This is a genomic window from Janthinobacterium sp. GW456P (assembly GCF_002127655.1).
Lineage (GTDB): Bacteria > Pseudomonadota > Gammaproteobacteria > Burkholderiales > Burkholderiaceae_D > Janthinobacterium.
In genome coordinates this window covers 1-15,198 of record NZ_NEHB01000024.1, presented here as the reverse complement: position 1 = coordinate 15,198, position 15,198 = coordinate 1, and the positions used below count along the sequence as shown (strand labels likewise).

At 64.1% G+C, this 15,198-nt stretch carries 15 protein-coding genes and 1 tRNA gene; 8 read left to right on the top strand and 8 right to left on the bottom strand.

All coding sequences use genetic code 11. The features are described from left to right. Positions 1-55 precede the first annotated feature (55 nt). On the top strand, positions 56-2,419 hold the full coding sequence (locus tag CBW66_RS20215) for a DNA polymerase II (RefSeq protein ID WP_086137208.1): 2,364 nt from the start codon (positions 56-58) through the stop codon (positions 2,417-2,419). 263 nt (positions 2,420-2,682) lie between these two features. Continuing rightward, positions 2,683-3,999 carry a hypothetical protein gene (locus CBW66_RS20210; RefSeq protein WP_086137209.1) on the top strand — a complete coding sequence of 439 codons (1,317 nt, stop codon included), beginning with the start codon at positions 2,683-2,685 and terminating at the stop codon, positions 3,997-3,999. A gap of 68 nt (positions 4,000-4,067) precedes the next feature. On the opposite strand, the gene CBW66_RS20205 is transcribed toward CBW66_RS20210, so the two are convergent. Then, the gene (locus CBW66_RS20205) at positions 4,068-4,832 is read right to left on the bottom strand and encodes an SDR family oxidoreductase (RefSeq protein WP_086137210.1); all 765 of its coding nucleotides are present in this window, start codon (positions 4,830-4,832) and stop codon (positions 4,068-4,070) included. A gap of 173 nt (positions 4,833-5,005) precedes the next feature. On the opposite strand from CBW66_RS20205, the gene CBW66_RS20200 reads away from it, so the two are divergent. Further along, positions 5,006-5,092, top strand: a tRNA-Leu gene (locus CBW66_RS20200). Between the two features lie 122 nt (positions 5,093-5,214). Here CBW66_RS20200 and CBW66_RS20195 read toward each other — a convergent pair. Beyond that, entirely contained in the window at positions 5,215-5,793 is a 579-nt protein-coding gene (locus CBW66_RS20195; protein WP_086137211.1) for an NnrU family protein, read from the bottom strand. 69 nt (positions 5,794-5,862) lie between these two features. Beyond that, a complete protein-coding gene (locus CBW66_RS20190; RefSeq protein WP_070290944.1) occupies positions 5,863-6,255 on the bottom strand; it encodes an Imm10 family immunity protein in 393 nt (130 codons plus the stop codon). A gap of 147 nt (positions 6,256-6,402) precedes the next feature. On the opposite strand from CBW66_RS20190, the gene CBW66_RS20185 reads away from it, so the two are divergent. From CBW66_RS20185 to CBW66_RS20175, 3 genes are all read left to right on the top strand, one after another. Further along, positions 6,403-6,819, top strand: coding sequence for a GNAT family N-acetyltransferase (locus CBW66_RS20185; protein WP_086137212.1), 417 nt, complete (start codon positions 6,403-6,405; stop codon positions 6,817-6,819). Between the two features lie 7 nt (positions 6,820-6,826). After that, positions 6,827-7,573 carry a M56 family metallopeptidase gene (locus CBW66_RS20180; RefSeq protein ID WP_086137213.1) on the top strand — a complete coding sequence of 249 codons (747 nt, stop codon included), beginning with the start codon at positions 6,827-6,829 and terminating at the stop codon, positions 7,571-7,573. A gap of 64 nt (positions 7,574-7,637) precedes the next feature. After that, complete coding sequence (locus tag CBW66_RS20175; RefSeq protein ID WP_086137214.1) at positions 7,638-8,138, top strand: hypothetical protein; 501 nt, start codon at positions 7,638-7,640, stop codon at positions 8,136-8,138. Positions 8,139-8,144: 6 nt separating this feature from the next. On the opposite strand, the gene CBW66_RS20170 is transcribed toward CBW66_RS20175, so the two are convergent. After that, the gene (locus CBW66_RS20170; RefSeq protein ID WP_086137215.1) at positions 8,145-8,951 is read right to left on the bottom strand and encodes a class I SAM-dependent methyltransferase; all 807 of its coding nucleotides are present in this window, start codon (positions 8,949-8,951) and stop codon (positions 8,145-8,147) included. A gap of 397 nt (positions 8,952-9,348) precedes the next feature. Here CBW66_RS20170 and CBW66_RS20165 point away from each other — a divergent pair, with 397 nt between their 5' ends. After that, positions 9,349-10,185, top strand: coding sequence for a universal stress protein (locus tag CBW66_RS20165; RefSeq protein WP_086137216.1), 837 nt, complete (start codon positions 9,349-9,351; stop codon positions 10,183-10,185). Positions 10,186-10,254: 69 nt separating this feature from the next. Next, entirely contained in the window at positions 10,255-11,124 is an 870-nt protein-coding gene (locus CBW66_RS20160; protein WP_086137217.1) for a hypothetical protein, read from the top strand. Positions 11,125-11,175: 51 nt separating this feature from the next. Here CBW66_RS20160 and CBW66_RS20155 read toward each other — a convergent pair whose 3' ends face one another. The 4 genes from CBW66_RS20155 to CBW66_RS20140 all read right to left on the bottom strand — a co-directional run. Beyond that, complete coding sequence (locus tag CBW66_RS20155; protein ID WP_086137218.1) at positions 11,176-13,494, bottom strand: NADP-dependent malic enzyme; 2,319 nt, start codon at positions 13,492-13,494, stop codon at positions 11,176-11,178. A 192-nt stretch (positions 13,495-13,686) separates the two neighbouring features. Further along, positions 13,687-14,046 (bottom strand): hypothetical protein, encoded by a 360-nt coding sequence (locus tag CBW66_RS20150; protein ID WP_205701107.1) that lies wholly within the window; start codon positions 14,044-14,046, stop codon positions 13,687-13,689. Continuing rightward, entirely contained in the window at positions 14,039-14,632 is a 594-nt protein-coding gene (locus CBW66_RS20145; RefSeq protein WP_086137219.1) for an SMI1/KNR4 family protein, read from the bottom strand. Before CBW66_RS20145 ends, CBW66_RS20150 begins: the two co-directional genes overlap by 8 nt. A 40-nt stretch (positions 14,633-14,672) precedes the next feature. Then, positions 14,673-15,198, bottom strand: a 526-nt coding sequence (locus CBW66_RS20140; protein ID WP_139843062.1) for an MFS transporter, incomplete at its 5' end; no start/stop codon positions are given.

Genomic DNA, 15,198 nt, shown 5'->3' with positions numbered 1-15,198 from the left:
CCCTGCGTCAGCTTGCTGTAATGTGCAGGCCAGCACACCAGATACTCACGGTACCATGACAGGCAACACCGAGCACCCGCCCGAACAGGGCTTTATTCTGACCCGCCACTGGCGCGACACGCCCGCCGGCACGGAGGTCGATTTCTGGCTGGCAACGGATGCCGGGCCCCGCCACGTGCGCCTGCCCGTGCAGACGGCCGTCGCCTTCCTTCCCATGGAGCAGCAGGAGCAAGCGCAACAGCTGCTGCGCGGCGAGCGCCATGCCGAGCTGCGTCCCCTGTCGCTGTGCGATTTTCACCACCGTCCCGTGCTGGGCCTGTACTGCAAGCAATACCGGCATTTGCTGAAGCTGGAAAAGCAGCTGCGCACGCACGGCATCGACGTGTACGAAGCCGACATCCGCCCGCCCGAACGTTACCTGATGGAGCGTTTCATCACGGCGCCGGTCAGCGTCAGCGGGGAAACAGGACAGGACGTGCATTTCAAACCGGCGCCCGGCTACCGGCCAAGCCTGAAACTGGCCTCGCTCGATATCGAGACGACGGCGCACGGCGAATTGTATTCGCTGGCCCTGGAAGGCTGCGGCCAGCGCCAGGTCTACATGCTGGGGCCGCCAAACGGCGACGGCGAGCCGCTCGATTTCGACCTCGACTACTGCGACAGCCGCGCACAGATCCTCGAACGCCTGAACAGCTGGATGGAGCGGCACGATCCGGACGCCATCATCGGCTGGAACCTGGTGCAGTTCGACTTGCGCGTGCTGCGCGAACATGCCGAGCGCTACCAGGTACCGTTGAAACTGGGACGCGGCGGCGCCGTGATGGAATGGCGCGAGCATGGTGGCAAGCAGGAACACTATTTTGCCGCCGCGGCCGGCCGCCTGATCATCGACGGCATCGAGGCCCTGCGCTCGGCGACATGGAATTTTTCCTCGTTCAGCCTGGAAAACGTGGCGCAGACCCTGCTGGGCGAAGGCAAGTCTATCGACAATCCCTACCAGCGCATGGCCGAGATCGACCGGCGTTTCCGCGAAGACAAGCCCGCGCTGGCGCGCTACAACCTCAAGGATTGCGAACTGGTCACGCGCATCTTCGCCAAGACCGAGTTGCTGACCTTCCTGCTGGAACGGGCCAGCGTGACGGGCCTGGCGGCCGACCGCAGCGGCGGCTCCGTGGCCGCTTTCGAACATTTGTATTTGCCGCTGATGCACCGGCAGGGTTACGTGGCGCCGAACCTGGGCGATGTCTCGGGCGAAAACAGCCCCGGCGGCTTCGTCATGGATTCCCAGTCGGGCCTGTACGACTCCGTGCTGGTGCTCGACTATAAAAGCCTGTACCCGTCCATCATCCGCACTTTCCTGATCGACCCCGTGGGCCTGGTGGTGGGCACGGGTGGCGAGGAAGCCGATACCGTGCCCGGCTACCGGGGCGCGCAGTTTTCACGCGTAAAACATTGCCTGCCCGCCATCGTCAAGCAGGTGTGGCAAGGGCGCGAGACGGCCAAGCGCGAACGCAACGCGCCGCTGTCGCAGGCATTGAAAATCATCATGAACGCGTTTTATGGTGTGCTGGGTTCGAGCGGCTGCCGCTTTTTTGATCCGCGCCTGGCCTCGTCGATCACCTTGCGCGGCCACGACATCATGCACCGCACGCGCGAACTGATCACGGAGCAAGGTTACCAAGTGATCTATGGCGACACGGACTCCACGTTTGTGTGGCTGAAAACGGCGCATACGGATGAAGAAGCGGGCAAGATCGGCCGCGCCCTGGTGGCGCACGTGAACGCCTGGTGGGATACCCATTTACGCGAGGAATTCGGCCTGGAGAACGCGCTGGAACTGGAATTCGAGACGCATTACCGGCGTTTCCTGATGCCCACCATCCGCGGCTCGGAAGAAGGCAGCAAGAAGCGCTACGCGGGCCTGGTGGGCAAGCCCGACGGCAGCGAACAGATGGTCTACAAGGGACTGGAAACGGTGCGCAGCGACTGGACGCCGCTGGCGCAGCAATTCCAGCAGGATTTGTACCGACGTATCTTCCAGCGCGCCGCCTACCAGGACTATGTGCGCGACTACGTGGCGCGCACCGTGCGCGGCGAATTCGACGCCTTATTGGTCTACCGCAAGCGCTTGCGCCGCCCGCTCGACGATTACCAGCGCAACGTGCCGCCCCACGTGCGCGCGGCGCGCACGGCCGACGCCTACAACCTGGCGCAGGGACGGCCGCTGCAATACCAGAACGGCGGCTGGATCAGCTATGTCATCACGGTGGCGGGACCGGAACCGCTGGAAACGCGGCGCTCGCCCATCGACTACCAGCACTATCTGACCCGCCAGCTGCAGCCGGTGGCGGACGCCATATTGCCCTTCCTGGGCGACGATTTTTCGCGCCTGGTCTCGGGGCAGCAGGATTTGTTTTAGATCAATTTTACTGACCTGTGCGGCCAAGCTGAGGTAATATCGGCGCCTGCCGGGCCAGTCCGCGGGCGCTGTGCGCCGGGGCAGCGTAAAATACGCCTTGGCGAAAGAATAAGAGCTGCATGCAGAAGAAGATGCCATTCCAGACGAGAATCGTTCGCAAGACGATTTTCCCCGCTGAAATGGCGCATAATTTCACACTATGTTGAACCAGCGGGCGGCAGCACCAGCCGTCTGCCCTGCTAATTTTTGAATGAATTGACACCATGACCGAGATCACGTCCCTGAGAGACATCCCGCAAAAAAATATCTTCCGCAAGGGCGACACCTTTGTGCTGTTCGGCGAGCTGTTCGGCCGCGGCTATGTGAATGGCTTGCTGGACGAAGCGCGCAAGGCGGGCATGCATATCGTCGGCATGACGGTCGGCCGCCGCGATGAAAACATGGCGCTGCGCCCGCTGAACGCGGAAGAGCTGGCCGAAGCCGAAGCCAATCTGGGCGGCCGCATCATCAATGTGCCGCTGATGGCCGGTTTCGACCTCGACGCGCCAGCCGGCGAACCGACGCCGACGGCCCTGCTGGCCGACATGACCCTGAAAAGCTGGCAGGAAGACAAGCTGGACTGGGCGCAGATCGAACGCTGCCGCGAAGCCGGCATCGCCCGCTTCAGCGCTTCCGTGGCAAAAGCCATGGCCGAACTGGACAGCCTGATTCCTGATGGCAGCAATGTGTATTTCGCCCACACCATGGCGGGCGGCATTCCGAAAGTCAAAGTCTTCCTGGCCATCGCCAACCGCATCTACAAAGGCCGCGGCGAGCGCTTCATGTCCTCGCGCGCCCTGCTCGACAGCGACCTGGGTAAATTGATCCTGATGAACTTCGACGAAGTCACGGCCAACACCCTGCGGCACCTGATCGACGGCAGCGCCGCCATCCGCGCCCGCATCGAGCAAACGGGCGGCCAGGTGCGCTACAGCGCCTACGGCTACCACGGCACCGAGATCTTGATCGACGGCAAATACCAGTGGCAAACCTACAGCAACTACACACAGGGCCTGGCCAAGATGCGCCTGGAAAACGTGGCCAAGGCTGCGTGGGAAAAAGGCATCAAGGCGACCGTCTTCAACTGCCCGGAAATCCGCACGAATTCGTCCGACATTTTCGTCGGCGTGGAACTGTCGCTGTTCCCCCTGCTCGACGCGCTGAAAAAAGAAGGCGGCGCTGCCTGGGCCGAAGAGCAATGGAAAATCTGCCAGGGCTTGCTGGAAGACGGCGTGTCGCTGCAAGACTTGCTCGACCGTATCGCCGCCTACAATGGCGACGCCACCAGCGTGCAGTTCCGTAACTTCGCCGCCTGGCCGATGGACAACACCCCTGAGCTGGCCGACGTCATGATCGGCACCTCGGACGACATCACCAAGCTGCACAAGGACCGCAAGGAACTGATCACCGACCACCTGAGCTCGCTGGTGCTGGAAGGCACGGGCCCGCTGATGTTCCACACCATGTCGGAACCGCCAGCGCCCGTCGTCTGGCTCAACCACGACATCATCGCGCGCCAGCTGAACTCGGTTCACAACTGAGCTTGATGTAGCAGCACAGCACCGACGGCCCGGCTCATCCCCGGGCCGTCGGCGTTTCTGCGCATGCTTTATGCGCGCACGATCGACACGCCGCCATCGGCCAGCAACGCCGTGCCGGTGGTGAAGCTCGATGCATCGGACGCCAGGTACAGCGCCGAGCGGGCGATCTCGTCCGGCGTAGCCAGACGTTTTAACGCATGCAAGCCCGCCACGAAGGCCAGCGCTTCGGGCGTATTCGCCACTGCGCGCCCCATCGGCGTATCGGTGCCGCCCGGCAGCAGGGCATTCACGCGGATGCCCGCCGCGCCATACTCGGCCGCCAGGGCCTTCGTCAAACCGATCACGCCCGCCTTGCTGGCCGCATACGCGGCCATGCCGGACATGCCCAGCGTATGACCGACAAAGGTCGAGGTAAAAATCAGCGAACCGCCGCCGCGCGCCGCCATGGCAGGCAGCTGGTACTTGGCCGCCAGGAAGGCGCTGGTGAGATTAGTGTCGACCGCCGCCCGCCAGTCTTCCATGGAAACCTCCGGCGTGGGGCCCATGGGACCCAGGGCGCCCGCATTATTGAAGGCGATATCGAGGCCGCCAAAGCGTTGCAACGCCAGCGCCACGGCCCCTTGCGCGCACGCAGAGTCGACCACGTCGCCCACGCAGGCCACGGCTTGCGCGCCGCCGTCTGACAGTTGCGCCACCAGCGCATCGAGCTCCTTGCGCCGCCGCGCCACCAGCACCAGCCGCGCGCCATGGCGCGCAAACAGCCGCGCCGCCGCATGGCCGATGCCCGAGCTGGCGCCCGTGATGATGGCGACCTTATTTTCCAGTTGCAACATTTGCTTCCCCTTCAGTGGTTAAAAGGGAAAAGATAGGCCGGCAAGCCTGGCGCGGCACTCCGCTTCTTGCGCTGGAATCAGCACCGTCAACGATTCTCCAGGCTTGTGCCAAACGCACGCCAAGCATAAAACTTGCCAGATTGTGACAAATCAGTGATAATGCGTCTCGCGTTGCCGGGATGGCGGAATAGGTAGACGCACGGGACTCAAAATCCCGCGCTGGAAACAGCGTGCCGGTTCGATTCCGGCTCCCGGCACCACAGAACACTTTCGTCGTACCTGATCAAACCCGCCCATCGCCAGATGCTGCGGGTTTTTTTATGCTTTTTTATGTCAACGCCATGGCACGCGCAAGCTGATCTGCCTCGCTTGCTCGATCCCGCTATCCAAACGGCCGCACGCCAAACAGCACGCCGTGCAGCCAGAACGCCAGCAGCAGCCACAGCGCACAGCCCGCGACGATGGCGATCAGGGTGCCTTGGACGGTGCCGCCCTGGCAGGCGACGCCGGCCGCGCGGTCGCGCTGCACGGCGGAAACCAGATCCACCGATGACCAGGCGAGGAAGCCGCCGAACAGCAGCACGTCGGCCACGTTGCCGTTGGCCAGCAGGTGCGCGACGGCCCAGAGTTGCGTGCCCAGCAGCATGGGATGGTGCACCAGGGTCTTGATGCGGTTGCGCGGCACATTCGCCGCCGCCAGTAAGATCAGCGAGAACAGCATCAGCAGGCCGCTGGCATGGCGCAAGCCCATGGGCGGCGTCCACAGTGCCTGCGGCTGCTGGCGCGCCAGGGCGTAGCCCCAGATGATCAGGCCCAGGCCGGCAAACGCCACGAGCGAATACAGGCCCTTCCAGCGTTTTTCGCCGAGGCGCGCCAGCTGGGCGCTGCGCCAGCCTTCGGCGACGATGCGCACCGAATGCAAGCCCAGGAACAGCAGCAAACCGAGTATCAGCACCGTCATCGTCTTCTCCCCCAGTCAATACCCGCTATCGAGCATACGCGACACCATGGCCCGTGCCGTCCGCACAGATCAACGTTCTTCGCGATAGTAGTCGCAGCCCTCGAACGTGGTGCGCAGCGCCTGCTGCAACTGGGCGTAGCGCTCGGGCGTCAGGTTGAAACGCACGTCGATCTGGCCGTCGTCATCCATCTGCATGGCGGCCTCGGCATCCATCTGCACGGACAAGCGGTTCGGATGCAGGATCACGGCGTGCATGTGGCCATACCAGGCAAATTCCTGGCCGCCATATTCAATATACGGTTCGTCCATGCCCGTGGCCACGTCCTGCTCGTCGTATTCATCGGCGCGCTGCAGCATCAGGTAGACGGGCTCGCCTTTGCCCGCTGGCGCGGCCAGGGTGGTGATCAGGGCGTCGTCTTCATGAATAACGGACAACTCGGTGGCGGTAAATCCTGCGGACATGGCATGCTTTCAACAAATAAATGAATGACGCCACCATAGCGCAAAAGCGCCGCGCACGAGATAGGGCGCGGTGAATAAAGCGTGCCGCCCCCGGCCGCGCTCGCCGCCTATAATGGCCATTCCATCCATATTGCACAGGAGACCGTCTTGACCGCCGCATCACCTTATACCACCCGTCTGGCCATCCCCTCCATCGCCACCTACCAGCAGCTGCGCGTCGCCGCCGGGTTGAGCGCGAAAACCGCGGAGGCGGCGGCCAAGGGCTTGCCGCATTCCCTGTTTGCCGTGCAAGTGCTGCATGGCGACGCCGTGGTGGGCATGGGCAGGGTCATCGGCGATGGCGGCTGCTTCTTCCAGATGGTCGATATCGCCGTGCTGCCGGCCCACCAGGGCAAGGGCTTGGGCAAGCTGATCATGCGCGAAATCCGCCAGTTCATCGACAGCGACGTGCCGGAAAGCGCGTATGTCAGCCTGATCGCCGATGGTCAGGCGCAAGATCTGTACGCGCAATTCGGTTTCAGGCACACGGCGCCCGCTTCCGTCGGCATGGCGCTGAAGCGCTAGGCGCCCGATGCCGGTCTGGCTACTGTGCAGCATGGCGCTGGCGCTGCTGTTGAGCGCTGCCGCCTGGCGCGCCGAGCGCGCGCGGCAAGGGCGCGGGCGCACGACACGCTGGCTGTGGCTGGCGGTCATCGCCGCGTCCGTCATCTTGCCCCTGGCGTCGCTGCCCGGCGTGCTGGCGGCCATGCCGGCGGAGCAGGCGCAGCTGAAACTGGGCTGGTTTGTCTTATCGAGCGGCATGCTGTTGATGTTGGCGCTGCGCAGCCTCTGGCTGCTGTCGCACCAGCGGCGCTGGCAGAAAGCATCGCTGCTGGGCACGCGCGTTTTCCTGAGCGGCGGTATCGGTCCCTGTGTGGCGGGGCTGCTGCGGCCGCGCATCGTGATGCCCGTCTGGCTGCGACTGATTCCTCCCCCGCAACAGGCGCTGCTGCTGGCGCACGCACAATGCCGGCTGGCCGCGCGCGATCCGCAGTTGCTGGCCCTGGCCTACGCCTTGATCGTGATCATGCCGTGGAACCTGCCCCTGTGGTGGCAGCTGCACCGGCTGCGCTTTGCCATCGAGGTCGATTGCGATGCGCGCATGCTGGCGCACGGCCACGCGCTGCGCGACTATGCCTTCGTCCTGCGCCGGCACGGCCAGTATTATTCGGGACTGACGGGCGCCTCGCCCATCGTGCTGAACGACCCGCGCGCACTGCGCCGGCGACGCCATCTGATGGCCAGATTTACCCGGGACCGGGCAGCGAACTTGCTATAGTAGCGGCAACGCCGCGCGGCACGCCCGCGATCCCGGCTCCCACCTTCGAAATCAGAGAGATACCATGCTTTACCTGCTTGCCATCGTGATCGTCATCGCCCTGCTGTACTACGTCTTCAGCGGCCGCACGCCCGTCAAACCGCTGCACAAGCCGCTCGTCTCCGTGCGCCAGTATGTGCCGGCGATCCCTGCGGGCGCACCGGCGCACCATTGGAGCGACGAGGGGCGCTTTGCGTCGGAAGTGGAAAACGAAGCGATGTACCAACCCGCCATCGCCAAGCTGGCAGGCGAACACGGTCCCGGCAATGCGGAAGAAAAATGCCTGGCCCTGCTCGTCTGCGACGATGCCAACCCGTTCCAGGACAAGGCCATCGCCGTCTTCATCGACGGCCAGCTGGTGGGCTACCTGTCGCACAACGACGCCCTGCGCCTGCGCCGCAACCTGGGCCGCATGGACCTGGTAGGCCAGCTGACCTCGTGCGACGCCGTCATCCGCGGCGGCGGCCTGTGGAACGGCAAGCGCCTGGCGTATGCCGTCTGGCTGGACTTGCAGCCGTACAACTAATGATCGCTATACCGCGCGCGCCAGCCTGACGGCCCGCGTGGCAATAAAGCTGGGCAGGAATTTTTCAATTTCAAAGCGCGGGTGGGGATGCATTTCCTCGTGGTAACCCGCCAGCACGAAGCCCGCCGTCAGCTGGCCGCCAATCTGGCTGTCCAGGCCGTGGCCGAAGATCAGCGCCTCGCCCTTCTCCATGCGCGCCGCCAGCGCGTCCGCTTCCATATCCTCCACATCCGAATACGGCAGCACGAAACGGGGCCGTATCAAGCCCTGCTGTGCCCATTGCGGATCGCGGTCGCCGATGAACACGGCCGGGTTGAAGAAACTGCTCAGCAGCACGCCGCCATCGGCCAGCACGCGCGCGCATTCGCGCCACACGGGGGCGATTTCGGGCACGTACTGGTTCGACACGGGGTGGATGATGACATCGAAGCTGGCGTCGGCAAAGCAGGCCAGGTCGCGCATATCGCCCTGGACGGTGGCCAGTTGCAAGCCGTCGCGTTCGGCCACCATGCGGTCTTGCGCCAGTTGCTGTTCAGACAGATCGAAGACGGTGACGTGCGCGCCGGCGGCGGCCAGCACGGGCGCCTGCTGCCCGCCGGCACCGGCCAGGCACAGGATGCGCTTGCCGCGTACCTCACCCAGCCAGCCGGCCGGCAAGGGACCGGGCGTCAGATGGATTTGCCACTGCCCGGCGCGCGCTGCGGCGATGGTGGCGCTGTCGACGGGCTGCGACCACGGGCTGTTCCGGGCCGCCTGGGCATCCCAGGCATGCTGATTATGCTGCAAGAAGTTGCTGGCTACGGGCATCGTCATCCTTTCAGAAAAAACAGGATGCGAATGTAGCATGGCACAAGGCAGAACGGCCACACCGAGCCAGGCGAAGCCGGCGGCAGGCGGGGAAGTGAACTCCCGCCACGGCCAGTGTTGTTGCGTCACACAAGAAAGTGCCGGACAGATGGCGCCGGCGCCAATGCAGACCACTGGAAGGGCAAGGAGTTCACCGCCATTATGGCTGGCGCGGGGGCAGGCATTTTGATGCACATCAAATAGCCCGCGATTTTCCGATTGCGGGCTTGCAGATGGCCATGGGCCGTATTTTCTTGATCCACATCAAGCTCAGCAAAAGAAAAGCCCAGGCCAGCACGGCAATGCTGGACTTGCCCGTGTTGCCGTTCTAGCCTTGTTGCCATCCTGACTAGCGAATGACACCATGGCCTATAAATCCATCCTCGTCCACGCCGACCTGTCGCGCCATGCGCCGCAGCGCATCGCCATCGCGGCACGGCTGGCGCACGCGCACCAGGCGCACCTGATCGGCGCCGCCATGACCGGCATGTCGCGCTTTACCCTGGAAAACAACCGCGGCATGCGCGGCGCCGCCGTGGCGGCACAGATCAACGCCCTGCACGGGCAGGCGGAACAGGCGCTGGACCAGTTTGAAACGCTGGCGCGCCAGGCCGGCGCCGTCTCGCTGGAGCGGCGCCTGATCGAAGACGACGAAGATGGCGGCATGGCCGTCAGCGCCCGCTACAGCGACCTGACCGTGCTGAGCCAGCACGACGCCAGCGAAGCGCTGCCCGGCGCCATGAGCGACCTGGTGCCGTACGTGATGCTGAACGCGGCCCGCCCCGTGCTGATCGTGCCGCACAGCGGCCAGTTCGCGCACATGGACAACACTGTGGTGGTGGCCTGGGATGGCAGCATGGAAGCGACGCGCGCCATCGGCCACGCCCTGCCCCTGTTGCGCGCGGCGCGCCTGGTGGTGCTGGCCCTGCTGCACCCGCCGGCCGGTCATGCGCAGCCGGCACGCCACCCGGGCGCCGACATCGCCGCCTACCTGAGCCGCCATGGCGTGCCCGTCGAAGTGCGTGCGGCCATCACTACGGGCGACATCGGCGCGGCGCTGCTGGCCATGGCCGCCGAAGTGCATGCGGACCTGCTGGTGATGGGCGGCTACGGCCACGCGCGCTTCCGCGAAATCCTGCTGGGCGGCGTCACGGAAACCGTGCTGCGCCAGATGACCTTGCCCGTGCTGATGGCGCACTGAGGTCCCGCGCGCCACGTTCTGTTGCACAATGGCTATACTTGCCTGATTTTCCATATCAAGGCAATGTAGATGAAACAACAACTGATCAATTGGGGCAGCGCCCTGGCGCCGTTCGGCAGCGAGCTGCTGTGGACCGTCCTGCCGTGGATGCTGCTGTATGGCGTGCTCGGCTTTGTGCTGGCGCTCGGCATCTGCTACCAGCTGGCCAGAAAATGCCTGCTGGTGCGCCGTCCACGCGCCTGGCATGTGGCCGCCAAGCTCAGCTATGTGCTGATCCTGCTCGCGCTGCCCCTCCTCGGTGCCGGGTTTGGCGCCGTGCACAGCGCGCACCGCGTGGTCAACCAGGCCCTCGAGCGCGATCTGCAACCGGTGGTCGAGGCACAGATGCCGGCGCTGCGCGTCTACCTGGAACAGCAGGTCAAGCTGATCGCCCCGGGCCAGCCCATCAGCATGCGCAGCCTGCTCGAACCGTTCGTGCAAGGCATGTATTACCAGCCCACGTCCAGCAGCTACTGGGAACGCAGCAAGGCGCGCTGGATCAATGAATTCATTCTGCGCCGCGGCAGCGTGCTGCTGACGCAAGTGCTGCAGGAACAGCTGATCGCCAGGGTCGAGGTGCTGGGCGAAGCGCTCAAGGGCGCCAACTTCCGTGGCCAGGCGACGGGCGAACTGGCCAGCCTGGGCACCGATCTGGCCGTGCGCCTGACCACCGATGTGGCGCGCCAGGCCGACTTCAGCAAACTCGACAAATCAGTGCCGATGATTTTCATCGACGCCATCAAGCGCCAGGCGGGCGCCTATTTCAATTCGCTCAAGATCACGCTGGGCCTGTTCGTGCTGGCGGCGCTGCTGCTGGTGTGGGGCGAGATCATGCTGTACCGCCACTATTACCTGCGCCGCCAGGCGGCCGCCACGGCTTTGCCCGTGGCGCCGACGTAAAAAAACCGCCCCTCCTTGCGGACGGGGCGGCTTTTCATGTGCAGCTAACGCTTAGACTTTCCGCTGGGCGACTGCATCGACCACGCACAGGGCCGTCATGTTGACGATGCGGCGCACGGTGGCCGATGGCGTCAGAATGTGCACGGGCTTGGCGCAGCCGAGCAGGATCGGACCCACGGCGATGCCGTTGCCGGCCGCCGTCTTCACCAGGTTGTAGGCGATGTTGGCCGATTCGATGTTCGGCATGACGAGCAGGTTGGCATCATGCTTCAGGTCCGAGTTCGGCATCAGCTTGTGGCGCAGCTTGCTGTCGAGCGCCGTATCGCCGTGCATTTCGCCGTCGATTTCCAGCTCCGGCGCGCGTTCCTTGATGATGGCCAGGGCGGCGCGCATCTTTTGCGCCGAGGCGCTGTCGCTGGAACCGAAGTTCGAGTGCGACAGCAGGGCCGCGCGCGGCGACAGGCCGAAACGGGTCATCTCTTCGGCGGCCATGATGGTGATCTCGGCCAGCTGCCCGGCGTCCGGGTTCTCGTTGACGTGCGTATCGACCATCACCAGCTGGCGCTCCGGCATGATCAAGACGTTCATGGCGGCATACACATTGCTGCCGGCGCGCTTGCCCAGCACCTGGTCGATGTATTTCAGGTGCAGCTGGGTGGTGCCGAAGGTGCCGCAGATCATGCCGTCGGCGTCGCCCTTGTGGATCATCATCGAACCGATCAGGGTGTGGCGGCGGCGCATTTCCAGTTTCGCGTATTCCTCGGTGACGCCCTTGCGGCTGGTCATCGCGTAGTACGTATTCCAGTAATCGCGATAGCGCTCGTCGAAGTCCGGGTTGATGACGTCGAAATCGACGCCTTGCTTCAGGCGCAGGCCGAACTTCTGGATGCGCGCTTCAAGCACGGGCGGACGGCCCACCAGGATGGGACGCGCCAGTTTTTCATCGACCACCACTTGCACGGCGCGCAGCACGCGCTCTTCTTCGCCTTCGGCGTAGACGATGCGTTTGAGTTCGGCCGGCGTGGACTTGGCCATCAGGAACAGCGGCTTCATGAAGGTGCCGCTGCGGTAGACGAACTGCTGCAGGTTGTCCGCGTACGCCTGCAAGTCCTTGATCGGACGCGTGGCGACGCCCGAATCCTCGGCCGCCTTGGCGACCGCTGGCGCGATCTTGATCAGCAAACGCGGATCGAACGGCATCGGGATCAGGTATTCAGGACCGAACGACAGGTTGCTGATGCCGTAGGTGGTGGCGACGATATCGGACTGCTCGGCATGCGCCAGGTCGGCGATCGCGTGCACCACGGCGATTTCCATCTCGCGCGTGATGGTGGTGGCGCCGCAATCGAGGGCGCCGCGGAAGATGTAGGGGAAGCACAGCACGTTGTTGACCTGGTTCGGATAGTCCGAACGGCCGGTGGCGATGATAGCGTCGCTGCGCACGGCCTTGACTTCTTCCGGCAGGATTTCCGGATTCGGGTTGGCCAGCGCCAGGATCAGCGGGTTCGGCGCCATCTTGCGCACCATGTCCTGTTTCAGCACGCCGGCGGCGGAAACGCCGAGGAAGATGTCGGCGTCCGGGATGACTTCGCCCAGGGTGCGCAGCGGCGTGTCTTGCGCGAAGCGTTCCTTGTCCGGGTCCATCAGTTCCGCGCGGCCCTTGTAGACCACGCCGGCCAGGTCGGTGACGTAGATGTTTTTGAGGGGGAAGCCCAGGTCGACGATCAGGTCCAGGCAGGCCAGCGCCGCCGCACCCGCGCCCGAGACGACCAGCTTGCAGGCCGCGATTTCCTTGCCGACGGCCTTCAGGCCGTTCAGGATAGCCGCGCCGACGATGATGGCGGTGCCGTGCTGGTCGTCATGGAAGACGGGAATCTTCATGCGGTCGCGCAGCTGGCGCTCGATGTAGAAGCACTCGGGCGCCTTGATGTCTTCCAGGTTCACGCCGCCGAAGGTCGGTTCCAGCGAAGCGATGATGTCGACCAGTTTATCGGGGTCCGATTCGTTGATTTCGATGTCGAAGACGTCGATGCCGGCGAATTTCTTGAACAGCACGCCCTTGCCTTCCATCACCGGCTTGGCGGCCAGCGGGCCGATATTGCCCAGTCCCAGCACGGCCGTGCCGTTGGTGATGACGGCCACCAGATTGCCGCGCGCCGTATATTTATAGGCATTGGCCGGATCGATGACGATTTCTTCACAGGGAGCGGCCACGCCTGGCGAGTAGGCCAGCGCCAGGTCGCGCTGGTTGGTCAGTTGTTTGGTCGGCGTCACGCTGATTTTGCCGGGGCGCGGGCACTCGTGATACTCGAGTGCGGCCAAGCGCAATTGTTGACGCAATTCTTCTTTTTTATCAGATGACGAATCCATGCTGTGCTGCCTTCCTGTTTGGTCGATCGGGTGTTCCGGATTTTATCAGACCGATTCTTTCAATTAGCTAGGTATTTTCCGCTAGCCACAGTCTGATATCACGAAAACGCATAACCTAGCATTGTAAGGCCGTCCGGCGGCACAAACGTCCTGAACAGGAAAAACTATCGAATTGTATATTTCAATTGGTTTTCATGATGACTCGCCGGGGGCGCGCCACAGCGGCAGCGCGGCGACGGCGCGCTCGAGATCGTCCATGTCGTCGTCGCCCAAGGTAGTGTCGAATGGGGCGGACAGGATGCGGCGCATCAGCGCCAGGCGCGTCGTCGCTTGCTCTGCGTCGATGAAGCGCGTCGTTTCCGCGCAATACCGCGCACGGCGCTGGACGTCGGCGCCGCCATCGTCGCCGTCGGGATAGTAATGGCGGCCAATGCGGTGCAGCGACTGCATCAGGAATTCGATCTCGCGCAGGATGCGCAGCGCATCCTCGCCGGACAGCACGATGCGGCGGTTGGCCGGCAGCAGGAACGGCGGCGCGGCCGGACTATTCAAAATTGTCCTCGATCAGGAAGCCGTAATCGTCATCGATCAGCATTTGCAGGTAGGCGTCGAAACTGTCGGCGATGACCTGGTAGTTGTCGGGGTCGTGCAGGAAGCGCACGATCTGTCCCACCTTGCCCGATGCCGTGGGCGTGAAATCGACATACAGCCGCGACGAGCCGCCATTGTTCATGCAATGCGAAAAGCACAGGCGCCGGCCCTGCCGGATGGCCGCGTCGATGCGCGCGTCGACAATGCCGGGGTCGTCTTCCAGGTAATGGCCATAGATGTCGGCGATGCTGCGCTGGTTCGCTTGCGCGTCCTCCAGGATTTGTTCGACGGAACTCAGGTAATACGGATACTCGAACACGTCCGAGCCCAGCATGTACACCAGCACCATGCCGCCCGCATACTCCTGGTAATAGGTGCCGTTGTACTTGCCCAGCAAATACAGCAGGCTGTCCGGGCACAGCGGATAGGTTTGGCGCAGGCTGGCCAGTTGCGCCGCGCTGGCACCGCTGGCCAGCGCCAGCTCCGCCAGCGGCTCCGGCGGCATGGCCTGACGCAAGCCGGCTAAATAATGGTCGACGATGTTCATGGCCGAAATATATCAGCTGGCCGCACCCGCCAGGCGCACGCTAGCGCGCAGCGGCCAGCCGCGCGCCCGGCGCGAAGCGCACGGCGATCAGCAGCAACAGCAGCACGCCGCCCGCCATCACCATCCACGCCTGGGCCAGGCTGGACGAATGCTGGCGGATCAGCCCGGCAATGAAGGGCATGCTGCTGGCGATGATGTAGCCGCCGCCCTGCACGAAGCCGAGCAAGGCGCCGGCGCCGGCCGGGTCACGCACGTGGTCCATGCTGACGATCAGCGACAGGGGAAACAGGGCGCCGATGCCGCAGCCGAGCAATATCACGGCGGGAATGGCCAGTTGCGCGGGCGCCACGATCAGGCAAGCCAGGCCGGCCAGCACGGACAACAAGACGGACAGCAGCAGAATGCGGCGGTCGGGGAAGCGGTGAATGACGCTGGAAATCGCCAGTCCCGCCAGCACTTCCACCAGGGTCAGGCCACCGAGCAGCAAGCCGCTGTCGGCCGCGCTCCAGCCCAGTTCCGTATAAAACGGCGGCAGCCAGGCCAGCACCAGCGTGTAGGCGCCCGTG